Raw genomic sequence first — 24125 nt, 5'->3', positions numbered from 1 at the left:
TGATCGACCCTATATTGGCACATTCGATGCCGTTGGGCCGTCCACCCCAACACAAGTCCCGAAATATCATCGACCGCCTGTCGAAATCGCCCCATACCTCGGTGCGCAAAGCTCTCCGTCAGGCATGGGAACTCGACAGTGTTGACAAGGCTGAGCAGCTGCTGCGCAACCTGGCGTGCCGGCACGAACAAATCGCGCCCGGCGTTGCCGGCAGCATTCTCGAGGAAATCGACGGAATCCTGACGGCCTTGCGCCTCGGTCTGCCGCCAGGACTGCGCCGATCTCTGGCATCCACCAACCTCATTGAAAATATGATGGGCACGATCAGACGGGTCTCGCGGAACGTGACGCGCCGGCGCAACGCCAGAATGGCCCTGCACTGGGCCGGTGCTGGCATGATGGAAGCCACCGAGGGGTTCAGGAAACCGAAGGCATACAAACAACTGCCAGCACTCCGATCGGCCTTGGTAGCCCATCCGAACAAGGACCACCCCAATGCCGATCTTGCTCACGGTGCCAAAGCCGCATAGTCAGAAATCAGGCAACACGCCCATGCCAACGTTCAACAACGACCGGGACATCCCCCCTGAGTTTGACTCGTGAAACTAAGATGGAAAACCAGCGATGACGATCTGGAACGACGACATCTCATCGGCAGCAATAAACGTTTCTAAAAACGTGGTAACATGAAACAAAGCGTCGATGAAAACCGAGGGATTCAAAAAAAACGGATCAAGCGTAAGAGGACGCGATTCGCTGACGCCAATTTAGAATTTTCTGTGGATGATCCGTGGCACGTGACTTTTCAAAAGGCCCGGTTGCGGATGGGGGTTTCGCAAGCAGAACTCGGCGGCCTCATTGGCGTGACGCCGGCTGCGATTTGTCTCTGGGAGAAGGGTACAATATTTCCGTCACCCAAAAAATTTGATATCATCGAGACCATTCTAAATGTCCCTCTCTTTTTGCGAGATGGCCGCAAGCACAAGCCGGCGAGAATACCCGACTATGTTGCACTCATTCGAGTCTTCTTGACACTGCCAGCTAATGAACGGGCCCATGTGTTGAAACTAGCTCTGGAACTTTCCGGGGCGGGTGATCAACAAGGCAAGGATTGATTCCAACCCGCCTTGAGCAAGCGCTCAATCGCGAGTTTCAACATCGGATCGCGGCGCAACCTGTCCGCGTCGTTGCCATCCTCTTAGCCGGCCGCGATCATCATCATCATGCGAAACCGGATGAGCTCGTCGAGCCTATGGACCACACAGCCGGGTGCACGAGGGTCATCGATGCATGCCGCCGAACAACCTGCGATGCTGAGCCGCTGCTCGTTGGCGCGTAACCCGAGCAACCCGCCATTAGACGAGAGTAGATCCCCATCGAACCGGGCCTCGATCGACTTGCCAGCGACAGGTGACAGACCACGGAGGCGTGGGGCAGTTTCAACCATGGCGGGCATCGCGTTCCGTGCAGATGAAAAATTTGATATCGACAACAATTTAATGCGTCGAATCAACGGTTTACGCTATATCTGCCACCCCTCACGCAAAATGCGAGCTAGATCGATCGCCCCCTGTCGATCAATCGCCTACGTGATCGAATTTTTGCCGATATCTTTGATGATACTCGTGCTCGAAACACCGATCATGGCGACTTGAGTTCCATCGGTCAGGGTTAGCAGGGCGCCTGGACTCCCCTGGAAACTGGATGAGACCACCGTCTGAATATTCACGCCACCAATTCCAAAGAGAACGTCCTTGCTCATATTGAAATTGGTGATGACATCCAAGCCGCCGGCGGTTGAGGTGGCGCCACCGAAGAAGAACGTGTTGCTGGCACCAGTCATTGTGGAGCCGGTCAGGGTTGCAGAACCGCCCCCAGCAAAGAAATCCTGAACCCCGGTACCATCGGAGACAACACTGTCTATGCCAGCGCCGGTCGTAAAGAAGTTACTGCCGGTCAACGAAGTTGCAATCAGGGTTTCGCTGCCAGACCCCGCTTGCAGAACATTAACGCCCGCAACTGTTGCGCCGTGTGTACTAACGCCGGCTTCTAGCAAGTCACCGTTGTTCCCACCAACGAGGTTAACGGCTCCACTGCCGCCGATCAGCGAATTATTCCCGGCCGATCCGCCATAGAAAGTGCCACCTGCCTTGCCGCCGAAGATCGTGTCACTCCCGGCGCCTCCGCTCACAGTTGCGGCGGCGTTACTGTCGTTGACGAAATACAGCAAACCTCCGTAACCGGGTGAGGATCCGGCGACAACCGTGGCGCTTCCCGTGGCGACCACGGTATCGGTGCCAAACTCTATCGCGATGTTGACTGATCCGCCTGTCGCCGTGACGGCATACGATCCGCCAAGGTTGAGTGTATCGGCACCACCGGCGGCGACGATAGACCCAGATCCGCCTTCTATACTTAAATCGACATTCGTCGCTGCCCCGAGCAGATAAGTGCTGTTCGTAGCGCCATTACCCATCAAAGTCATCGTGCCCGGGGCCTGTGCCACGACATAATTATAACCAACAGGTATACTAGCACTGATACTGGTATTTGTAGGGGCACTGATGGAGGATGTCGGGGGTGTGACGGTAAGACCGGCATGCGTTACTGCTAAAGCTGATGTTTTTGACGTTGACACAGAACTAAAAACTGTGTCCGTCAGTTCCAAAACATTGCTTCCAAGGTTACTGCTTGCAGGAAGAGTAATCAAACCAGATCTACCCGCAACATCCTGGTTCGTCAGACCGGCCGTCCCCCCAAGAATTGACGAGCTGATGTCTGCGAGAAGGGTTTGAAGTTTAGCTATCTCATGGGCTGTCGTGCCATTCGCCACTGGAACCGCAATAGCACCGCTAATAGATCCTTGATTGCTGCCCCCAACGACAGTCACAGATTGACTCATGCGCTAATTCCTTTTGAAAACGTGAAAGCCGCTGGCGATGCGTAACAACCCTGCTTTTATAGATTGGTGCATAGCAGCATGTCCTAGCGGAGGAAAGTTAAAAAATTATTAAAGCCCAGATTTTTGTCGAATTTATCGATGTTTTTTTTATTACAAGCGTCGATTTTTCTGGAGTTCCAGCGTAACGCGCCGCAGTGAGGATTCACGTGGCAACGGCAGCGCCGAGATCGTTGCCGATCGAATCGGGGCAGGCGGGGCGCGCTTGATCCGCATGTTTCACACGGTCTTTTGACGGTGTGGGTGGCACGACAGTGGCAGCAGTTCGATGCCGGTTGGGTCGGCTGTGTGGGCGATGTGGCGTTGTTCGGGCGAGCGCGGACGGCATCGGTTTTGGCGACGTGATTGTGGGGGATGGCGGCTTGCGATGTCTCGGTCATGCCAGGCGCCGGCGTTTCCAAGCAAGACGTGGGCGAGACCGAACTCATATTGCCCTGAAAAGGCTGACGCCATGCGATGTGGACGCGCCAGAAACTGTGGGTCACCTGTGCGCCGATCTTGAGCAATTTGAGACGGATCGTGACGCTGGTTGCCTGGGCGAACTGGGTGCGGACGAGGCCGATCCGACGCAGGGCGCAGAGCAGGACATAGGCCATCGAGGCGAACCAGAGACGCAGTTGGTTGGCGCGCATGGTGGCGGCCGAGGTTCGGTCGGCGAACACGTCGAGCTGGCACTCCCCGATCCGGTTCTCCATCTCGCCGCGGGCGCAATAGATCGCCTCGTAGAGATAGTGGCCGACGATTCCTGCGGGCTTGAGCGAGGTAACGATGAAGCGGGGATTGGCCTCGCCTTGCGTCCATTCCGCCTTGCCGGTCACCTGCCGGGGATTGTTCCATCTGTCCAGCGTCGCCCAGGTGAAGTCGCGGAACCGGCGGGCCGGCCTGCCGGACGCGGTGCTTTCGGCCTCGGCTGCCGCGAGTTCGGCGTTGATTTCCGCGACCAGGCGCGCATTGCGCGCGAGGCCGAAGACGTAATCGACGCGATTGGCCGCGCACCAGGTCATCAGGGCATTGCGGCAGAAACCGGAATCCGCGCGGCGTAAAATCCGCTCGCGCGGCCAGCGACGGCGGATCTGACGGACGATCCGCGCGATCTCCTCGATGGCACCTGCGGCTGCGTCGATGTTTGACCGCCGCGGCTTGGCCGCCAGAAGGTGCCGGCCACAGAAGACGTAGAGCGACAGATAGCAAAGGCAGTCATAATAACCGTGGACGAACCGGCTACGCGGGTTTACGCGGACTTCGGCCACGGTCCTGTTCGCCCTGATGGCCGCGCAGAGGACAGCGCCATCCTAATCGACTAAAATGACGAATGGACCGTGCAACGCAGTCACTACGTGACGCTGGAAACCCTCGCCGGTTTGTGCGATCAACCATCACCAAGCCGTCCGCCACGGCGACCTGACAACACCGACCAACCCAGCCGGAGTCCACAATTAGGTAGCCAATTTTACACCATACGGTGGAACACGATCCACGAGCCTTCTCATCGGGACCTACATCAGTATGCGTTGTGGTCGTCTGCAATGTGCTGGAGGGAATGATGATGATTTATCGCCTCTTGGTCCTCTGGTCGGTTCTGGTAGGTCTCCTTTGCCAGGCTCGGGCAGCCAAAATAGATCTTGTCGCCCCGGCGAACAATGTCATGCTGCTGTCACCGCGGTCACCTGGGGTGGGTGGACCTAGGCCCTATGCAACAACAAGCGCGTCACCGCGATGGAATATTGCGCAGTGGGACATGCCAGGTGGGCCACTGTCACCATTCGTCATAACCCACAGTAACAATGGCTTAGTGACGACGCTCACTGCGCGTAGCAAGGAGGCGCTTGTGACAATCATCCGCTCCAGGGGTGGCGAGTCGATTGACCTCACCCAGACGGGAGCCCCCCTCGCCTGTCTGACCAATGCCGGCGTACCACGCGAGTCCGATTTGTTCGCCGGTCCGAACGGAGGTGCGATGCATGGGATCGGACGATCGGGTCTGCTGCAATCAGGTAGGCGCAATCCTTCATTGGGGGAGATGTCGCAGCTCGAGCAATCGATGACGGTTTCAGTGAACCGGGGTGTTGCGACATCAGACAAACACTGCGTGGTTAATCAGGGCAGTGCCCTTGCGGCTCTGGTTCTGACCGACAATGCGCGGCGTCCTGTGCAGACCCTTTTCTATCAGCTCACGCTCTACCGACTCTGTGGCAGCGGCCCCGTTGCACGGGTGCGGCTCTGCAACGCGACTCCGCAGAAGGTGACATGGTTCTTCTCTCAGAATCCGTTTGGAGTGGCGGATTTTCTCCCCCTTGCTGGACAGAAATTCCTCAGGGCGGGAGAGGTACGGCAGCTTCGAATCAATCTTTTGCCGCGATTAAGAGATGTCATCGCCCATGCGCCAAAGACGATGGACCACAACCTCAATCATTGGAAGGTCGGCGGCGTTTATATCGGGCAAAATATTTGGGGCGATGTCGTGTTGCAGTCACGCTGGTCGGGTTACCGTCTGGTCGCGATCACCAAATAGCACACCATCGAGGATACGGGATCTGGTCTGTCCTAAAACCAGAGTTTCCCGATAAAATCCTGGAGTTCCTGCGCTGAGAGAGCAATTTTATGGTCCCATGGCAGTGGTCCAAGCGGCACGCCGACTTCCGGACACCGCACTTCATAGTAGACAAGATGCTTTAGATTAGCGACAAACCAGAAGAAGAACTCTCTTGCGGATGCGGGACCGAATAGGCAGACCTCGCTGCCGGGGCGGCAGAAGGCAACATTAGCCATCGCAGCGCCCATTGTGCCGAGCACGACCTGGGCGTCCCGGACAACGGCGATTTGCTCGCGGAATGAAAGTCTCGAGGTCGTGACAGGCGTGAAACCCGCCGATGTCAGAATATCAGCGACTTGTGCTTCGTTCTCGAAGTCTCTCGCGTTTGCTGGCGTGCGCCGTAAATAGACCCGCGGCGCACCGGTACCAACGATATCATGTGACAGCCGATCCAGACATGAGAGGACCAGAGGCGACATATAAACGGAATGATCCGTAAGCCCCTCGAGAACGATCAACTCGGCAAAATATGCAGCCCCGCGATCGAGCGGCAGAAGCTCATCCTTCGACACGCCCGCGAGTGCCGCAGACTCGCAGATGACGTCACCCATCTGCCCGCAGACAGACGGCACCACATATAAATAATGTTTGAAGCCGAGTTCGGACTTTGAGAGAAATAATTTTGGCAGCATCTCCGTTAACCAATGTCCATAATTTTCTGACCCACTCTGTTTGCATAGTATAGCGCGACTGTATTGGCGATTAGGGTCCGGCGATGACACGAGTGTCTCTATTGAGCCCAATGCCTGCCGGATGTCCTTATCGCTGTGAGCTTTCCGAGTCTCTCCGAACAGGGTTTTGGTCCTGTCAAAGACGAGTCCTTCCCCTGCGACGAAGACGTCGGTAAGCCGATAAAACCGGACTGGTGCGGCTGCAAAATTCGCCTGGCGCCACCGTCGGTCCGATAGTGCAAACACCTCATCCGGCATGGTGTCGCGACCTTGCAGGCGCGGGTATGACGCGTAGAAACTCGGTGACGTCATCATGTGAAAATGTTGGAGATCTGTGAGGCGCCTAGTCTGCATTATTCAGGCCTTCATGATGTCCGACCGACGGCTTCTGCGCCCAGTTACCGGTCGCGTTGTCTTGCGCAGAAAGGATCAGACCAACGCCGGTTTCGGCTTTGCTCCGCGCCAGTTCACTGCGGGAAGCATGGCCTCCGCCGCTGAGAGCATGATGATTTCCGCATAAAATTGCTTCAGGCCATAACTGGCCAAATCCGCATCGCGGAAATCTGAGACAATTTGGTCGTAGGAATCACGAAGCACTGACGATGTCGGATCTAGGTTTGAGACGATCACGAGGCCGGTTGGGGCGCAATCAAGGGTCAGGAGTGAAATATCGGATCGCCAGCGCCGTAGAATCGGAATGAGTTTCCAAACGTCACCCGTCCACCAATCCGGTTTAGATCCCATGGCCCGGCGATGCTCCGGATCGTCAATCCGGTTAGCAATAAAGACGTCTGATGGGAGGCAGTCATGCAGCATAATCACTGAGTCGCGTCGGCAATATTGTTCGGTGTTGATGAAATCGAGGAGCAGTTGCTCAAAGAGATGCAGGCCATCCAGAAATGCGAGATCGATACTGCCGCCGAGGAGTTTCATTGGGTTATAATTTAGAAAGAACGCATCGCTCGTCGACTGGTAGAACAGACAGACCTCCTTGCCGCCGATGACATTACCCTCGATCTGGAACTTCGGATCGATGGCGACCGAAGAACAGTTCGCCAGGCTGAGGCTATCGCCGGACCTCGTTCCGATTTCCAGATAGGTTCGTGGCGACAGCATATGATGCACGCGGGCGAGATAATCGAGATAGTGGATCCCGGCGTGGTCTTGAAGTGAGGTCAACATTTTGATGCGTTTTCCTGGGAGGTGATGGAACAGAGCACGTTCGGCGCGGTATCATCATCGCTTGGCCTGACTAACGACACGACCAATGATCGACTGCAACGCAATTACCGGCAAATGGCCAAGCGCGTGAACGGGTCATAGGAGGACGATGATTTCCGTACCCCATAATTTCTGGCGAAACCCGGAATCGAGCATCCCGGCGCGTTGGCGGTATCGCGTCGACTGCTCGTAGGTCTGGTCGAGTAAGGCGAATTGTTCGAGCCGTTCTTGATAGAGTTTCACCTGACCACGGCCGCAGAGTAGTAATTTTCCCGGAACCACGGCAAAGGCGACGCTGGCGCGGGGCTGATAGCGGAAGAACTCGAACGTCGCTTCCATAACCGAGAGACATTGGGTATTGAGCCAATCGTCGACGGCAATGATACCATGTGGTGCAAGCACGGCGTCGCATAATGCGAGGTCCCAGAGCACATCTTCCTTGCTATGTGACCCGTCGATATGTAGGAAACGGGCGCGATCCTTCAGCGTGGCAAGCAATCTGTCTGGTGTCCAATTCAGCGATAGATCCGCAACCAGGGTCACGATCTCGTCAGAATCCAACCCGCGTCGGCGATCGACGGGCAGCGTGTTGAGACGGTTGCGAATATCGGCGATATCGAAGTGAGTGAACGGATCGATGCCGACCAAATGGGAGCCGCGGCGAAACGCGTCGCGAGCCAGGATGGAGCAGAATTTTCCGCCGTAGACACCGATCTCGAGCAATGAACCTGACCAACCAGACTCTTCCTGTTGATCGAGCAGATCCATGGTACACAGAGCTGTGAAATCATACAGCCATCCGGGTGTTGGGGTAACCACGGTGGTCAGGTACTGGCGGTTGGTGGTGCGCCTTGTGTCCTGCGTCGTTTGGGTCATGTCGGGCATTGGCTATCCTCAGGTGGAGCGGGGTGGTGGGATTGTTGCGGTGCAAGCGCGGCAAGGGCTTCTATTCATTGAACCCTGGCGGTGGCGCTGTGCCGGATGCGACCCGGATTGATTTTGCCGGACGGTGTGACGGGACGGGGATTTTTGGCCCGGGGGCGGGCGCGGTCCTGGTGTGAGCGGGCATGGCGATTGGCGGCGCCGGTCGCCCTGCATCTGGGACGCGATCCGGGAATTGGTGCTGTCGCGGATTCGAATGCCCGGCGGATGGGGCACGTTGATCGAGCGGTGTCGCTGTATCGCCGCGTCACGAGATGGGCTTGCAGTGCATGGCGGTGGTGTCGGTGGGGGCGCCCGACCGCTGCGCTAAATACCTCTCGCGCCATGTCTGATTAATCGTGCCGGCCTGGCGTTCGGTGGTGATCGCTGTCGGTTCGTAACGCAGGGACAGATCAAGCCGTTTGGCGATCTGACTGATCACCAACTGCGGGCAGAGGCGGAGCGTCTCGTAACTGATGATCAGCGGTGTGATACCATTCAGACTGAACATCAGGCTGAACATGTTGTATTCGAAGGAGATTCCGCTGATCAATGTGGTTATTTGATTATAATCAAATACAAGATCGTCGTCATTGATGACGGCGGGATGAGTAGCGCTCCATTTTTGGTTCTGATCGGCGATCGAGAGCGAGATTGCCTGCCCGAGTTTATCGCCGCGTTCGAGAATGACGAAGACGGATTGATCCAGGATTTGCTCCAACACGCCCATCTCTGCGAGGAGTAGGAGATTGGTTATGGCGAGTTTTGCGACGAGAATGCCATTCCGGGCAACATGTGGGACGAGAAAATTGAAATACTCTCCAAATGAGCGAAGACCCTGATGATTGGCGTTATCGACAATGGTACCGCCGTTGAAAAACTCCCCGGCCGCATTCAGCGAGCCGTCCGAGGCGATGCTGTGCGACAGCAATGTTGAACCGCATCGATTGGTGAAACAAAGAAAAAGGTAGCGACTGCGTTGTGCGGCCGTATCCAGGGCACAGAGAGAATCAAGGCCGCTCTGGCGCACCTGTTCGAGATGAATGTTGCGCAAGCTAAGCGCTTGGGGTGGAATCAGAAGGGTCACGGCGATCGTTTTCTCACATGGAACCGGCCGCGATCATGCCGGCTGCGCCAGAGGCCGGGTCGTGGCGTTCCGGGCGTGTGGCAGGTGCGCGGGGGTATGGAGCCTCACTGTCGGCGACCGCGTGGAGGGATGGTGACTGTAACGTTCCGACGCTGCCGGGAGGAGCGTGGGATAGAAGAACAGTGCAACCAAATGTTCGATGGGTGTATGCAGCGGGATGACCAGGCCACCACCGGTTGATCTGATTCGTTCTGCCGGCGCACCGATGTCATAGGCGATAACGGGTAATGCTGCGGCCCACATTTGCGACAATGTATAGGACCATGTTTCCGGCCAGAGGGCGGGAAGAAAGCCGAGATCCGCCTGCTGCTCGCGGATCAGCTCGACTACCTCGGTCTCGTCATAGCGGCCGGTGATCGATACCCGGCCGGTTTCGAGGAGTCGGCGGTCATCGCAGGTGAAGCCGACGATCGCGAGGTCCAGTGGCAGGTCTCGTTTGGCGACGAAACGAGCGATGCGCAGGAGCGTATCGTACCCTTTTTCGTAACCGATCGCTCCTGTGACGCAGATTTTCCGCCGATCCCCCCGCGCCGCGGTGATCGTTTTGAGTGAGAGATCGGCATCGGGTTCCCATGCGCCGACCAGAGTATCGCGCCCTAACTGGGATTCAATGCGCCGTGCGGTATCGAAGGATGGTGCGATGACCGACCGAGCGCTTTGCAGAACCGCTTTCGAGCGCTGTCTCAAGGCAACGGGAGAGATTCTCTCGTCGAGAGTTGCACCATGATCGCTGATGCAGGTGGTGCACTCCTCGACTCTCGGTTCGCCACAATAGCGATGGTCGCCGCTTGTGAGGGTGATACGCGGACAGAACCACGCGTAATCATGGATAAAGACGTCATACGGTACATTGATCGAGCGGACGATATCGTGGATCGCGTCGGCATGTCCAATGAAGTGATGAAATTCGATGTATTTGACACGAATGGATTGTAACCACTCCCGGAAACACTGATATTCGGTACTCAGGTCGAACTTTAAATTCGGGAATGTCTCGTCGTCGCCCAGGACATCGATCGCGCAAAGCATATGTCCAGTCGGGCTGCGGTCCGGACGCAAGATGACGGCGCAATCGCCCGCTTCCTGGTGGCGACGGGCGCGGTCGTCGACGTGGCGTTTGACCCCGCCGCTGCGATTGTGGCTGATCAGGGCGACGGTGCGGCGGTCTCCCAAATCGGCGCAAAATCGGGCGGTATCGAGCCTGCGACGAAACACGGCCAGAGGATCTGCGGCGAGAAACTGCTGGATCAGGTGGTCGTATCCAATATGCAGCCGGTTGAGGATATTGAGATTACGGCGGATCAGGTGGGTGCGTGTCGATGAGAAGGATTGTGAGCCGATGTGGCCGACATAAACACCGGGGACGGCGACGTGGCGCCAACCGAGCGCGCGGGCGCGCATGCAGAAATCATTCTCCTCGCCATAGCCGTGGCCGAAGACATCCTCGCGCAGAACGCCGGTCTCGGCGAGACATTCCTGTCTGATGTAGAGGCAAAACCCATGGCCAGTCGGTACATCGACGGTTGCGATGCCATTGATACGGGCGGCCAATGCGGACCGGCGTTGGACAAGATCAAGCGAAGGGGGCGGGTTCGCAGCATTCGGAACCGGGTAGCTCATGATCGTGGCGTCGTTGGACAGCGGGGTTGCCGTTCCAATGTCATCGGCGCTGTAGACGGATTGTTGCAGTCGCGACAGCCAATGATCCGGCACCAATGTGTCGCTGTTGAGCAGAACGACATCACGGCCTGCGGTCAACCGCAGGCCGATATTGGCCGTGGCGGGGAAACCGCGATTGATCGATTGAACGCTGACGATGACCCGTTCGTGAGCGGCGAGTTGTTCGAGCTCCGTGACCAGTCCGGTGTCAGGAGAGGCGTCGATCACGATGATGATGCGCTCATCGCTGAGGCTACGCGCGGCGAGGACGCTGGCAACACAAGCCAGTGTCACCGCGCGGCCCCGATAGACCGGGATGACGATATCGACTGGGCGTGGCAGCGTGTCGGGCGGATGATGCTGTCGTACACAGATGGAGTCGACGGGAATACTCGGCTCGCGCATGCCGTCGGTGTCGCCGCCTGATCGGGCCTTGCCGTGCATGGGGTAGAGCGTTGCGATGGTTTGGGCCGCGCGCTGGGCGCTTGCGATTGGTTCCCTTGGGTTGACTGGGCTGCCATACAGGCTGCGCCCGTGAATCGTCGCCGCCGTCACCGGTCCGTCGAGTGTAGCGAGGTCCTCGGCTGTAAAGTGAAAGTGGCGGGGTGCCGCGAAATCCGCGAATTGGCGTGGGGTCGGATGGGGATCGACAGCGATGCGGCTGAGGCGCTGGTTGGGATGGCGCTGCGCTACAAGGTTGATGATTGGTGTGATCTCCCGCTCGCCCGGCAGCCAGCACCAGCCGGTCAATCCGCCATTGCTGGCCTCGACGAACCCTTCCACACGAGTGATCTGATTGATCTGGATCGGGCTGCCGATCAGCGGTCGCCCGCGCGCCGAGATCTGTAGCTGTGCGCCTTCGCTCCATCCCTTCGGGAGTGACAGGACCCGACTATCGGGGGATGCCCGATCGATCGCCTGCGGTCGCGCCGGGATATTATCAAGCAGAATATCGAGATCGGCTGGGGGTATCGTGGCAACACGACCGCCGAGGACGATTTGACCGGCATTGTTGAGTCCGCACCAGCCGAGTGCACCGGTTTCATCCGCGAGTGTGGTCGCGAAGCGTGAAAATGCGCTGTCGCGGCCCGGTGCGTTGATGGTGAGCGTATGGTGCAGTTCCGCCGCGGCGGCGTCGGCATTGCCGAATTGATATCGCGCGTGGGCGAGTTGCATGATGGCATCACGCCAACCGGTTCGTGCGACGACCAACTCGAGGGGCTCGGTTGCGCGTGGATCGCCGATCGCGAGCCGCAGGAGACCGATGGCGAAGGAAAGTCCAGTACAGGACGGGGCCCGTCTTTGCGCGTATTCGAACCATGGGACAACTTTAGTGAGGTCGCCATCCCCGATCAGGCGGGTCCCCTGTGCAATTGCGTGACGGGCTTGCTCGTCATCGGGCAGGCCACCAGTTTCGATGATCTCGATGATTTGCGTCAATTCCGGGCTCGTCGTCATTTCGAACAGCCCGTCCATCACGCTGCCGCCGTTTTTTGATCCTTTGCGACTGGAAGCAGGAGATCACGCCACAATTGCATTTCGCCTTCGACGTCAGGTGTCGGGGCCCGCAGTTCAAAGCGCCCGGCGGCGAGGTAGTGGGCGTGGCCAGACGGCCAGTCGCCGCGCCGCACACTGCGGGCGACGTCGGGATTATTCTTCAGGTACCAGACCTCGTCGAAATCGATCCCGTTTGATCCGGATCGGCCTTCGTAATAGCCGTTCGTCGCATAATGATCCCGCGCGCAGGTGAATTCGCTCCGACGGATCGCGCTCGCGACGTCGGGATTCGCGGCGAGATAGGTGCTCTCGGTGAATCCGCCGGTGCGGAGTGCGGACTCGATCAAGCGACGCAACAAGGCAACGGGGATCTCGACTGTGCGGGTTCCAGCGGGAGATGCGGGATCAAGGTCGCAGCCGAGGACGTTGGCGAGAACAGTGCAGGGGATGACGTACATGGAGCCTCCATCGTTGCGATGATTAGTCTGAATCTCTGCCATGGCCGACGCGTCTTCCGTCTGGGTTAGCCGCGTTTTTCGCCGATCCAATTCTACTCTACGTGAAGAGATGGTATTTTACAACCACAAATAGCATATCTCTCCATCGTCTGTGCAGAGGGGAGCGTTGTTCAGGCGCCCGATCGCGCCTTTGTGTCTGTCGGCATGTCGTCGCGTGCGGTTGAGGCGGTCATAAGCGGGGAGAAGGTCCGGTGTGCCGGTATGGTTAAGCAAGCAACCAGTAGCGTATCTGCCGGCGATCAGTCCCCGTGTTCTGGATCGCGATCGCTGTGTCGCAGCGCGATTAAACTGTTACCGCCGGCTGGATATCGGTACGGCCGAATCCGGCAGCCTTGTAGAGGAGCGGGAAACCGCTCGCCCGGGCGAGCGCGTAGGCGAAACAATCACCGACCGTCAGGCCACCGTGATGGCGGTTGTGGCCAAAGTTGCGGAAGCCCTCGCTCGCGATGGCAGCTTGTTGGGGGGTGACGGCAACGATTTCAAACTGACCGGCCGCGAGAAATTGATCGAGAATGGCGCGTCCGATCTCACCCTTGCGATCGTCAATCATGACGGTCAATTCGACCAGGGTTACGGCGGAGATCAGTCGGATAGTCGCATTGGCCAGGGTGCGGGTGAAACGCTCGGCATCAGTTTCCCCGAGCAGGATCGCAAGCAGAGCCGAGGTGTCACTGACCATCTAGCGCCACAATGACAAGATATTGTCGTATCCGTCTGGTTCGGACGGATGGGAGGCGCAACTGTTCAGCGCGGCGCATTGTTCACCGAGGCCGCGCAGCCGCGCTTCCAGCCAAGCTGCCCGGTCCCGTCGGCTTCGTTCCCGGTCCAGACGCTCGGTCAGGGCGCGCCGTATCGCCGTGGCGAGGGTTTCACCAGTCAGGGCTGCGATCGCCTGGGCGAGACGAACGGTTTCGGGATCCGTGCGGTTCAGGGACATGGCATCATACCGTGATATAGACCTAAGGTTGTGTTCTTATAGGCGGTACCGGCGGAGATGTCGAGCGTGCCGCTCATGAGCGGATGACCAGGTTTGGTCCGTTTCCTTCGATGAAAGGGTAGAAATGCGGTGCAAGCGATCGGAGATGCGCCAGATCCGATTGCGGGGGAAATGCGGCCGTCTCCGGGTGAGTGACAGAGGCCGGATGGGGCGGGCGTGACGGTGTGGATCGGTCTTCAGTGCCGGATCAGACAGTCATGACGGCGGCCGGTCGCTTGTGTTCCGGTCCCGACCTGGAGGACACAGTACGGCGGCATCGCTGGCGCGCGATAGTTCCGCGGCCGAGCGGAGCGCCGGTGTCAGACTCCGCTTAAGGTGATCGGAGCCAGGTTCGATGGATTGAGACCAGTCGCTTGGCGCGCGACGACCCCTCCCCATTTCTTGGTGCAGCGGCGATGCTGAGTGAGGTGCGGAACTGAATGAGCAGGATTCTGGCAGAGTTGGCTCCTTTCCTGCCGGATCATCGCGGTGGTGTCGGGGCGCTGCGGCCGGCAACATTGGCGTGTTGTGCCGATGCCGATTGTGGACATAGCCCCGGAGATGCGTGCAATCGCGGGAGAAGGGACGGTGATGCTGCGGCGCGCCTGAGCGCAGGAGTTTCCTCTCATCGTTGATGCGTTGGTCTCGAGATGGTTTCGACAGTAGGCTCGGCGCGGGCCGCGCGGCGACAGAATGCCGCTGGCTCGTCAGAAGAAAAGTCTCCGTCACATTCGTTGAGCGAACCGCTCTAAAGAATCGGACCCGCGTGTGAAGCTTTGCTGATCGTCGTCTCCCCCCTTCCCGACAATCCGCAGACCCCCATGGCCGCCTCAGAGACGGCGCGCTCAGCAATGCGTCGATGACCGCCCTCGTCAGGGCGCGGTACCGGCGCCGTCGCCGCGTCGGTCGTGCGCGACGGATCGGTGGGTTTCGCAGTAATGATCGCGCTGTCAGATCCTCGCCTGTTCCATTCGATTTCGGGGGACAATGGCAACGATGGTGGTCGAGCCGAAGGTCATGGGGGCCCCCAGACCGGTGCGGGTCGCATTCGACTTGACGGCTCAACGGGGGAAGCCATCACGGCTTGGCGTGTTGCTCGCTCCACCCCTGGCGTCGTGAGCAAGGCGTCCGCCCGTTGCGTCTCGGTCTGGCACGGGCGCCGGTCGCACGCTGATCATGACTGCCGATCTCGATGTAGCGCGATTGAGGAGGGCGTTGCTGAATTTTTGGTCTTGTTTTCCCCGGTTCGTCGAGATGCCCTCGGTTGGTTCTGGCTGGAAGGCGGGGGAGCTTGGGAGAGGTCATCCCGGCCACCGCCTGCACGGCACCCCCCGGGAGGTGTTTTATCCTGTCGGGAGGTATTGGACCTGCCCGCTCGGCTGGAAACGCGGGAGCGTTCTTGGTAATTTGGTGACGCGGCGGTCAATGTCGGTGGATGTCCGGCGCGGTCGTATCGTCTCTGGCTGGCCATGGCAGCACAGCGTCACGCGGGCGCCGGGTTCTCCGGAGGAAAGAGCGAGAGGCGGGCACGACGCGACCATGATCAACTCCGGTCAATTTTCGGACAAAGCACGTTATTTTTGTGACGAGTACGATATGAAGAAGGTCGGTTTGATGACGGTGGCGCGTCACAATATCTTGCTATTCAAGGTTGAGTTATGGTAACAACTTTTCGCTTGGCGTGGCTCGAACGTCGGTTTTGGCTTCATCATTTGGCTTCATCATAGGAAAAAACACATGGTGGTTAGGGCTGTTGCCGATCAGGACCAGGACGCGGCTGTGGGAAACCCGGGAGCGTCAATTCGTTACACCAGACGGTTGTCGGACAAGTTGCTGCTGTCGTTTCATCAGGCCTGCGACCAGGGTGACCTTGACGTCGCTGAGCAGCTTGTTGGGATTCTCGAGGGGATGTTGATCCGTGACGCTCTCGGTCCGTTGGAAAATCGCCGCAGGTGTATCGAGGGGGTGGTGGCGGCACATGAGCGTCTATGGCACCTGCGCCATCCGGTGAAGCAATATGCATGATCACCGTTTCTGGTCATTGCCGCTAGGCGCATGAGGATGGTGGCGCCGGAGATACGATCGTGAGGCGTCAGATCCGATCACGCTTGCTTGACCATGGTGCGGGCCGACATCCGCGGATCGCGGTGACGATCGGGTGGGTTGGGTTCAGGCGATTCCGGTTGGAGAGCCTCTCGAGGCGAGTCTGTCTTGCTTTATCCGATGGTTTTGGCCGTTGCGCCTGCTCGGTGCTGGACAATCGACCGGGTTGGGTGGTGACGCGGCGGAGCGCTGGGTTTGCACGCTATGGCCATGAACGCCGCGGGTGCAGGTTCCAGCGACGATGCAAAGGAATTGGCGGTCCGTCGGGAAAAGTGGTGCGATATCGCCCCCGGGTCAGGGAGGGAGGGGAAGCCTCGTTGAGCTGATGGTTTGGGGTCTATGGTCTGACTGGGGCCAGGGACGACAAGTACTAGCGCATTTTGTGCACAGCGTAGACGAGTGCAGTCGTCCGTGGAGGAGGGGTGTCCGATGCCGACAATTGTGATTGTTGACGATTCTGCGGCGAACATCATGATCTATACGAAATTGTCGGAATCGATCGATCATCCCGAGGTGACGGTCCAGGCGTTCCGGCGACCGCAGCAGGCAATTGCGTGGTTGACCGATAATACTGCCGACCTGATCATCACCGATTTCAAGATGCCCGCCATGACAGGCGCTGCATTGACCCGTGTCATCCGGACGATTCCGGGTTGTGCTGACACGCCGATTGTTGTGGCGACGGCTTATGACGATCGTGCGATCCGGATCGAGGCGCTGGAGGCCGGGGCGACCGATTTTTTGCTCACCCCGGTCGATCACGCTGAATTTCTGCCCCGTGTCAGAAATCTGCTGCGATTGAGCGCGCATCAGCGCCGGGCGCGTGAGCGTGCGGCCGAGCTGGAGACGAAGCTCGAAGCCTCGGAGCGCTGGGCGGACCAGATGATCCGCAACAGCCGCGAACAACTCCTCCAGGTGATTGACTCGGTTCCTGCGATCATCAGCGCGGTCAGCAGTGCCGGCTTGCCAATTTTCTCGAATGCCTATCATGGCAAATGCTGCGGTCACGCGCGGGTGGGCGGGCTGACGGCGCTGGATCGAAGGATCATCGCCACCGGCGAGACGAGTGATGGGTTCGAGGAGACGATCACGGATGGTGCCGGCCAAGCCCGCGTGTTTTTTGTCACGAAGTCGCCCTTGCGGGAACCGGACGGGGCGGTCAGCGGGGTGATCACGACGGCGCTGGACATCACCGAACGCAAGGCCGCTGAGATGCAACTGCTCTATCAGGTCGAGCATGATCCGCTGACCGCGATACCTAATCGGTATTTCATCAATAGCTGGATCACAGCGGAAATCGAGCGGAATCGCGACTCTCGTCGGCCTTTCGCGCTGTATTACGTTGATCTGGACCGGTTTAAGACTGTCAATGACGAACTCGGCCATCATTACGGCGATCGGCTGCTCCAGGCGGTCAGTCAACGGCTGAAAGCCGTCATTCGTCGTGAAGATGTGGTCGCCCGGTTGGGCGGTGATGAGTTTGCGATCATTCAGATCGGCACCGATCGCGAGAGCCAGACCAGGACATTGGCGCAGCGGATCACCCGTGTGCTCGAGGAGCCGTTTCTGATCGATGATCAGGTGGTCACCATCAGTGCCAGTGTCGGTGTCACGCTATATCCGAACGATGGTGTGACAGTGGAGGAACTCCTGAACAATGCTGATCTGGCGATGTATCGGGTCAAAGCCGGCGGGCGGAACAACGTCGAATTTTTTAACGCGGCGATGCGCGATCAGGCGCAGGAAGTGATCAGGACCAGGGCGATGTTGCGCGGGGCCCTCGAACGGGGAGAATTTTTTCTGGTCTATCAACCCCAGCGGGATTTGCGGTCTGATCAGGTGGTCGGGTTTGAGGCGCTGATCCGGTGGCAGCAGACTGCCGATACGGTGGCACTCCCGGGGACGTTCCTCTCGATCGCCGAGGAGAGCGGCTTGATGCCGGCCATCGACAACTGGGTTCTGCGGACGGCGTGTATCGAGGCGAGGCGCTGGTTCGACATCCAGGGTAAACCCTGTCGCGTCGCCATCAATCTTTCGGCCCAGAGCTTCCATGATCCGGGGTTCAGTGACCGTGTCTGTGCGGTCTTGGCAGAAACGGGAGTGCCGCCAGGACTGCTCGAGCTCGAGTTGACCGAGGGGATCATGATCAATGGTGACCAGCGTAGCATTGACCAGCTTGAAGCGATCCATCGGATCGGGGTCAGGATCGCGATTGACGATTTCGGGACCGGTTATTCGGAGCTGGCCCGTCTGTCCTATCTCCCGATCGATCTTCTGAAGATCGACAGAACCTTTATCGCCACGCTCGACTCGCGGCGAAGTGAGGCGATCGTCACCGCGATCATCGGTTTGGCCCGGACTCTCAATGTCGAGGTTTTGGCCGAGGGGGTTGAGACGCTCGGGCAGGTGAGTGGGTTGCGGTCGCTGGGCTGTGATCTGGTGCAGGGATATGTTACCGGCTACCCAATGGATCGCAACGAGGTGTTGCGTGACCGCAAGGACGTCGCGTTTTCGGACCGAGGTGCCGACCGTCGGTTGCCGGTGTTGCACCAGAGAGACGCGCGCGTGATCATGACCGGTTGATGCAACGGCGCCAATGGTCCTGGATGACGTTGCGCTGGATGGCGGTGGACAGCGAACCGCAGATGGCGGTCAATCGTCTGATCGTCGGCGTTGTCGCGATTGGATTCAACCTGTGGTCTCTGCCAGCGCCGGTGAACCGGGGGCAGGCGGTGGCGGTGGCGGCGGCCTATGCGGCGTTCGGCGCTCTGATCCTCATTGCGTTGCGTGGGGGGGGGCGGGCTATTCTGGCCCGGCGGGTGATCGCCTTACTGGCCGATTGTGGTGCCGCATCCTATGAATTGCATATCGGCGGCGCGGCGACGCAATGGTTGTTTGCCGGGTATCTTTGGATTGTCTTCGGCAATGGTTTCCGCTTCGGTGCCTGGTATCTCCGACTTTCGATGGCGGTGGCCCTGGTCGGTTTCAGCGTGATGGTGGTCACGACACCCTATTGGCGGCATCACCCTGCGGTTGTGCTGGGTGGTTTCATGTCTCTTACGGTGGTTCCATTATATGCGCAGGCGCTAATAACGCGCCTGTCGCGGGCGCGCGAGGCCGCCGAGCAGGCGAGTCAGGCGAAGTCGCTGTTTCTGACCAGCGTTAGTCATGAGCTGCGGACGCCGCTCACCGCGATCATCGGGATGGCGAATTTGCTCGACCGGAGCGATCTGACCGATGCGCAGCAGCGGATGAGTGAGACGATTCTGACGGCGGCCCGCAGCCTGTTGTCGATGATCGACGGGTTACTTGACGTCGCGCGCATCGAGACCGGGCGCGTGTCTGTCACGGCGGTTGATTTTGATCTGATGGTCCTGCTGGGCAACATTCGGACCATGTTCCGGCTGCCCTGCCGGGAGAAGGGCCTGGCGCTGAATCTGCATGTGACAGCACGGACACCGTTGCGCTTGCATGGCGATGGCCGGAAATTTCACGATATTCTGCTCAATCTGGTTGGCAATGCGTTCAAATTCACCGAAAGCGGTCATATCACAATCGGGGTCGATTGTCGGGGCGAGAGCGAGGGGCGGGCGCTGGTGCATGTCGAAGTCGCTGATTCGGGTCCGGGGATCGAGCCGCATGAGTTGCCGGGTATTTTCGAGATGTTCTCACAGGCGAATCCAACGGTGCATGAGCGTTACGGCGGCATTGGCCTCGGTCTGACGCTTGTTCGTAATAATGTGGCGGTGTTGGGCGGCACGATCGCGGTCGACAGCATGGTCGGTGAGGGCAGCCGCTTCTCGGTGACAATTCCGTTAGCGCGACAGGCACCTGACACCGATCCGCTGGCACATGCGTCCCCGCTGTCGGCGGTTGTTCTGCAGCACGGGTCGGCATCGCTCGCCACAATACGCGACCTTCTGGCCGGTCATGGTGTGCAGCTCCGTGGCGATCTGCGCCCAGGACCGGTGGTGCCGGGGTTGGAAGGGATTGGTGTGATCGGTTTTGCCCAGGTGTTGCCGACAATGCGCGACGATGAGCGCGACGATGATAATGGATTGGTTCTGGTGGGGGTCTGCGCGGAGGCGGTGGGGGGGTTACCGCCGCTGTCGATCCAGCGCCATTGTGCGACGACGATGGTGCCGGATCTCGGTGAGACCGATCTGGAGCGGTGTCTGGTCCTGATCGAGCGTCTGTGCCGGATGGGCGAGCGCCCGCAGCTCAGTTCCCGCTTGGATCGTGCGGACCGGCGGTTCCGGGTTCTGCTCGCCGATGACAATTCGACCAATCGGATGGTGCTGGAGATGAGTCTCACGGCGGGCGGGTATGCGGTCACCGTTACCCGCAACGGGCAGGAGGCGCTTGCCGCGCTTGCGGAATCGCAATTTGATGTGGCGATTTTCGATGTCAATATGCAGGTCATGGGCGGAATCGAAGCGGCCGTTGCCTATGTCGGGGCAGTGCGGGCGGCCGATCTGGTGCCGATCATCGGTCTGACCGCGGATGCGACAACCGCGACGCGGTTGCGCTGTCTCGATGCCGGCATGGTTGTATGTGCGATCAAGCCGGTCGAACCGGAGGCGCTTCTGCGTCTGGTGCATCAGGTCGTTACGGGTGGTGATGCGGCGATCGCTGATGCCGCGATTCGCAATTCTGCGGTTGGCGCAGTCGGCGTGGTGACAAAGTCCGCGCTGCCGCTGCCGCCGGCGATCGGCAGCGAGGCGCTGAGCGGTCTGCGTCGGCTCGGAGGAGACCGGTTTTTGCATGACGTTCTGGTGACCGTACAGGGCGAGATCGCGGCGAGCTATCGCCAGTTGCAGGAGGGGGGTGCCCGCGGCGATGAGGGCGCGTTTCGAGCGCACGCCCATGCGTTGCGCAGCGTGTCGGCACATATCGGTGCGCATCATCTGGCGGCACTCTGCCTGCCGGGTCAGTCGAGTTCAGGTCAGGATCTGCGCGAGTGGTCAGCGATCTGGCTCGCGGCGATTGGTGAGGAGATCGAACGGGTGACGGCGGCGCTCACCGCGATGATCGATGATAGTTCTGCCAGCCGGGATTTTTCATGACGCCGGGATGAGTGCGGCCGGGGCCGGCAGGCCGTCCTGACCCGCTGGAGCCGACGGAATCGCGCGGGTCCGGAGACGGTCCTGCGCTGCGGCGATATGGCTCATCTTGCGCAGATCACGGTCCGTGAGGCCCATGGCGGTATCGACCCAGAGGTCGGTGATGTCGTTCATCTCGGCAAGGGAGACGCCGTTTACCCGGCGTCGGATCTGATGCAGGGCGCGCATCGTTCCCTTGTTGTGGCGACGTGCGGCGATCAATGCGGCAATTTCTTGTCGGGCGGTGTGCGAATCGACTACGGCGTCGATGACGCCGAGGTCATGCATATCCTGGGCGCTGTAGCTGCGGCCGCTGCGGATGATGGTTTCGGCCTGATAGGCACCGACCCGCCGGGACAGGAAACTATAAGCACCCATGCCGGGGAACAGGTTGAAGATGATTTCCGGCAGGCTGAATTTCACGTGACGCTCGGCGATCAGGATATCGCAGCTCAGGGCGCATTCGAAGCCGCCGCCTAGCGCGTCGCCTTCGAGCAGGGCGATTGTTGTGACTTTATCATTATAGCTGCGATAATTGGCGTGGCCGACGGCGACACAGGCGCGAGCGTATCGCTGCAGCGCGGCGCGATCACCGGATCTGATGGTGTTGACGAACAAGGCGAGATCGCCGCCGAGGTTGAACACGCCCGGTACGGCGGATCCGAGGATGAGATAATCGATGGCGGGCGCGGTCGCTGTGCTCGCGGCGGTGATCAGACGCTGCAGGGTGGCGATATCCTCGAGGAGTTTCGGTGTAAAGCACGGGCGTTGCCGGGGCTGCATCAGACACCATAGGACCTTGTCCTCCGCGTCGAAGCATGTGTTGAGTTCGGTGACTCTAAGGTCCCTGAGCCGTCGCACGATGGATCGGTCCCGACCGGCGGGAGGGTCGGTAAGAGGGGTCATGGATGGGTCTGCGCTGGACAGGCGCCGTGCAGGTTGGACATAGGCCATCGGTATCTCCCTGTGAGTGACGGTCTGGTTACCGAGAGTAGTATCGTGGAGAAATATTAAATTTATGTTAATGCTATTTGGAGAATCGGGGGTAATCTCGGGTAAAAGTACGTTTGACGTCCTGGCGCGGGATATGACGCCCGTCGGGTATTGGCGTTGTGCGCTCGGAGCCGATGGCGCACGGGTGCGGTATGATCATCATGCTCTGATGGGGTAGGGAAGCGGTCTGCGCGTCTGAGCAGGCTGGTTGTCTGGCGCGGGTGTGTCGATCGGGTGCGGGGTTCGATTGACGGTCGAATATAGCAAAACGGGGGCGATTGATGGCGCTGGGGCTGACAAGGGCGGGGACGGCAAGGCGTACTCGGGCGATGAGCACCGGCGCGTGTTGGGATCCCACGCCGGCGTCAGCCGGGTGCGGTGACCATCGGCACCACAGGAAAACGGGCGCATGATCGGCCTGGGCGGATCAAGGGCCAGGGGGGGATGGCTGCGCTGTGTACCGCCGATGCGGTGGCTGGCGTGGTGGTTTTTGGTCTGCGCGGCGCCGACCGGGATCGAGCTGGCGATGGTCACGCCGATCGGCCAGGTAGCGGATGAGCCTGCGCATATCGCTCGAGCGGCTGGTTTGCTGGATGGTCAGATTCTCGGTCATCGGCGATGGGTGGCTGAGGCGGGGCGGGAGGTGGCGTTGTCTGGGGTCATGGTGAACCGAGCTATCATCGCAGCCTCGCTGGCCGAACTGGCACCGGGGGTACCGCGTGTCCTCTCGGCGCGGCGTCTGGCGCGAGCGCGATCGATTCAGTGGTCACGGGGGCGCGGTTATGATTTTTGTCCGAACACGGTTCAATATTTTCCGGTTTTCTACGGGCCGGGTGCGTTCGGTATCGCGCTGAGCCGTGCATTTGGCGCCACACCGCTCGAATCACTCTACAGCGGGCGTTTGGCGATGCTGGCGAGTTATCTGGCGCTGGGGTTTACGGCGCTGCTGCTGGCGGCTTGGGGGCGCGGGGTCTTATTTGTCGTTTTGTGTCTACCAATGGCGCTCAGCCTAGGGGCGTCGTTCAACCAGGATGGACAGATCATTGCGGCGACGGCTCTGGTTGGGGCGTTGCTGACGCGGGCAGAGAGTGGTCGATCAATCTGGCGCCATCTGGCCCTTGGCCTGTTCGCACTGATCCTTTGTGCCAAGCCGCCCTATGGGTTGCTGTTGTTTGTTGCGGCGACTCCGGTTGCGGCGCCGGGGTTCAGCCGTCGTCTTGTTTCCGTGGCCTGGTATGGGCTGCCGGCACTGGTCTGGGTGATTGTGATGGTACTGGTATCAATGGTGCCTTATGGGCGGGCGCCGTATCATCCGGGACCGCTCTGGCCGGGGGATCCACGGATATGGCTGCACGGGACGGATGCGATCGATAATCTGCGCGTATTGGTGGCGCATCCGCTGGCGGTCCTGGAGTTGCCGGTGCGGTTTCTGATCGATCACGGGCGGGCGATTGTGGCGTCGGCGGTTGGTGTGCTGGGTTGGTTGTCGATTCCACTGCCGCGCTGGGAATATGTGGCGTGGCCGGTGGCGTTAATCGCGAGTACCGCCGGAGCTGTAGCGGGTGGGCAGGAGCGGTCGCTGCTTGTGGCGGATGGGTTGTTTCGTCTGGGGTTGATCGGGGTGAGTGTGCTGGCGATGGAGTTATCCTTGTATCTGAGCTGGACGGCGGTTGGGGCAACGGAAATCGCGGGTCCGTCCGGGCGTTATTTTTTGTTGTTTCTGCCGTTTTTGCTTCTTGTGCTGCCGCGATGGGGTGGGGGATGG

The 24125-nt window shown here is 59.4% G+C and carries 18 protein-coding genes and 2 pseudogenes; 8 read left to right on the top strand and 12 right to left on the bottom strand.

The window, feature by feature from the left end; translation table 11 throughout:
• Positions 1–530, top strand: a 530-nt coding sequence (locus tag ACP5E6_RS09470) for a transposase (protein WP_427953988.1), incomplete at its 5' end; no start/stop codon positions are given.
• A 156-nt stretch (positions 531–686) separates the two neighbouring features.
• Positions 687–1115 carry a helix-turn-helix domain-containing protein gene (locus ACP5E6_RS09465; protein ID WP_427953987.1) on the top strand — a complete coding sequence of 143 codons (429 nt, stop codon included), beginning with the start codon at positions 687–689 and terminating at the stop codon, positions 1113–1115.
• 5 nt (positions 1116–1120) lie between these two features.
• On the opposite strand, the pseudogene ACP5E6_RS09460 reads toward ACP5E6_RS09465, so the two are convergent.
• From ACP5E6_RS09460 to ACP5E6_RS09450, 3 genes and pseudogenes are all read right to left on the bottom strand, one after another.
• Positions 1121–1456 (bottom strand): annotated as a pseudogene (locus ACP5E6_RS09460) (transposase); the annotation flags it as partial.
• 129 nt (positions 1457–1585) lie between these two features.
• On the bottom strand, positions 1586–2902 hold the full coding sequence (locus ACP5E6_RS09455) for a beta strand repeat-containing protein (protein ID WP_427953986.1): 1317 nt from the start codon (positions 2900–2902) through the stop codon (positions 1586–1588).
• 465 nt (positions 2903–3367) lie between these two features.
• Positions 3368–4179 (bottom strand): annotated as a pseudogene (locus ACP5E6_RS09450) (IS1380 family transposase); the annotation flags it as partial.
• Positions 4180–4916: 737 nt separating this feature from the next.
• Between ACP5E6_RS09450 and ACP5E6_RS09445 the strand changes: the two are divergent.
• Positions 4917–5471 (top strand): hypothetical protein, encoded by a 555-nt coding sequence (locus tag ACP5E6_RS09445; protein ID WP_427953985.1) that lies wholly within the window; start codon positions 4917–4919, stop codon positions 5469–5471.
• Positions 5472–5503: 32 nt separating this feature from the next.
• Here the strand turns inward: ACP5E6_RS09445 and ACP5E6_RS09440 are convergent, their stop codons facing one another.
• From ACP5E6_RS09440 to ACP5E6_RS09405, 8 genes are all read right to left on the bottom strand, one after another.
• Positions 5504–6481 (bottom strand): glycosyltransferase family 61 protein, encoded by a 978-nt coding sequence (locus ACP5E6_RS09440; protein WP_427953989.1) that lies wholly within the window; start codon positions 6479–6481, stop codon positions 5504–5506.
• A gap of 171 nt (positions 6482–6652) precedes the next feature.
• On the bottom strand, positions 6653–7405 hold the full coding sequence (locus tag ACP5E6_RS09435) for a class I SAM-dependent methyltransferase (RefSeq protein WP_427953984.1): 753 nt from the start codon (positions 7403–7405) through the stop codon (positions 6653–6655).
• A gap of 135 nt (positions 7406–7540) precedes the next feature.
• Complete coding sequence (locus ACP5E6_RS09430) at positions 7541–8329, bottom strand: class I SAM-dependent methyltransferase (protein ID WP_427953983.1); 789 nt, start codon at positions 8327–8329, stop codon at positions 7541–7543.
• Between the two features lie 304 nt (positions 8330–8633).
• Positions 8634–9452 (bottom strand): Stf0 family sulfotransferase, encoded by an 819-nt coding sequence (locus tag ACP5E6_RS09425; protein WP_427953982.1) that lies wholly within the window; start codon positions 9450–9452, stop codon positions 8634–8636.
• Between the two features lie 33 nt (positions 9453–9485).
• A complete protein-coding gene (locus ACP5E6_RS09420) occupies positions 9486–12647 on the bottom strand; it encodes a glycosyltransferase (protein WP_427953981.1) in 3162 nt (1053 codons plus the stop codon).
• Positions 12647–13216 carry a hypothetical protein gene (locus ACP5E6_RS09415; protein WP_427953980.1) on the bottom strand — a complete coding sequence of 190 codons (570 nt, stop codon included), beginning with the start codon at positions 13214–13216 and terminating at the stop codon, positions 12647–12649. Before ACP5E6_RS09415 ends, ACP5E6_RS09420 begins: the two co-directional genes overlap by 1 nt.
• A 253-nt stretch (positions 13217–13469) precedes the next feature.
• Positions 13470–13865 (bottom strand): type II toxin-antitoxin system VapC family toxin, encoded by a 396-nt coding sequence (locus ACP5E6_RS09410; RefSeq protein WP_427953979.1) that lies wholly within the window; start codon positions 13863–13865, stop codon positions 13470–13472.
• Entirely contained in the window at positions 13866–14123 is a 258-nt protein-coding gene (locus tag ACP5E6_RS09405; RefSeq protein WP_427953978.1) for a type II toxin-antitoxin system VapB family antitoxin, read from the bottom strand.
• A gap of 1215 nt (positions 14124–15338) precedes the next feature.
• Between ACP5E6_RS09405 and ACP5E6_RS09400 the strand changes: the two genes are divergently transcribed.
• The 4 genes from ACP5E6_RS09400 to ACP5E6_RS09385 all read left to right on the top strand — a co-directional run bounded on the left by ACP5E6_RS09400 (position 15339) and on the right by ACP5E6_RS09385 (position 21331).
• Positions 15339–15827, top strand: coding sequence for a hypothetical protein (locus ACP5E6_RS09400; RefSeq protein ID WP_427953977.1), 489 nt, complete (start codon positions 15339–15341; stop codon positions 15825–15827).
• A 72-nt stretch (positions 15828–15899) separates the two neighbouring features.
• On the top strand, positions 15900–16187 hold the full coding sequence (locus ACP5E6_RS09395) for a hypothetical protein (RefSeq protein ID WP_427953976.1): 288 nt from the start codon (positions 15900–15902) through the stop codon (positions 16185–16187).
• Between the two features lie 507 nt (positions 16188–16694).
• Complete coding sequence (locus tag ACP5E6_RS09390) at positions 16695–18848, top strand: GGDEF/EAL domain-containing response regulator (protein WP_427953975.1); 2154 nt, start codon at positions 16695–16697, stop codon at positions 18846–18848.
• Positions 18848–21331: an ATP-binding response regulator gene (locus tag ACP5E6_RS09385; RefSeq protein WP_427953974.1), complete on the top strand. Its 2484-nt coding sequence runs from the start codon at positions 18848–18850 to the stop codon at positions 21329–21331. Before ACP5E6_RS09390 ends, ACP5E6_RS09385 begins: the two co-directional genes overlap by 1 nt.
• On the opposite strand, the gene ACP5E6_RS09380 is transcribed toward ACP5E6_RS09385, so the two are convergent.
• On the bottom strand, positions 21326–22273 hold the full coding sequence (locus ACP5E6_RS09380) for a crotonase/enoyl-CoA hydratase family protein (RefSeq protein WP_427953973.1): 948 nt from the start codon (positions 22271–22273) through the stop codon (positions 21326–21328). The two genes, ACP5E6_RS09385 and ACP5E6_RS09380, sit on opposite strands and share 6 nt — an antisense overlap.
• Positions 22274–22769: 496 nt before the next feature.
• Between ACP5E6_RS09380 and ACP5E6_RS09375 the strand changes: the two genes are divergently transcribed.
• A partial coding sequence (locus ACP5E6_RS09375) for a DUF2142 domain-containing protein (RefSeq protein ID WP_427953972.1) occupies positions 22770–24125 on the top strand: 1356 nt, incomplete at its 3' end.

This window comes from Acidiphilium sp., from assembly GCF_049977125.1.
In the GTDB taxonomy this organism is placed as follows: domain Bacteria; phylum Pseudomonadota; class Alphaproteobacteria; order Acetobacterales; family Acetobacteraceae; genus Acidiphilium.
The sequence above is the reverse complement of the archived record's forward strand: the minus strand, read 5'-3'. Positions and strand labels throughout refer to the sequence as shown.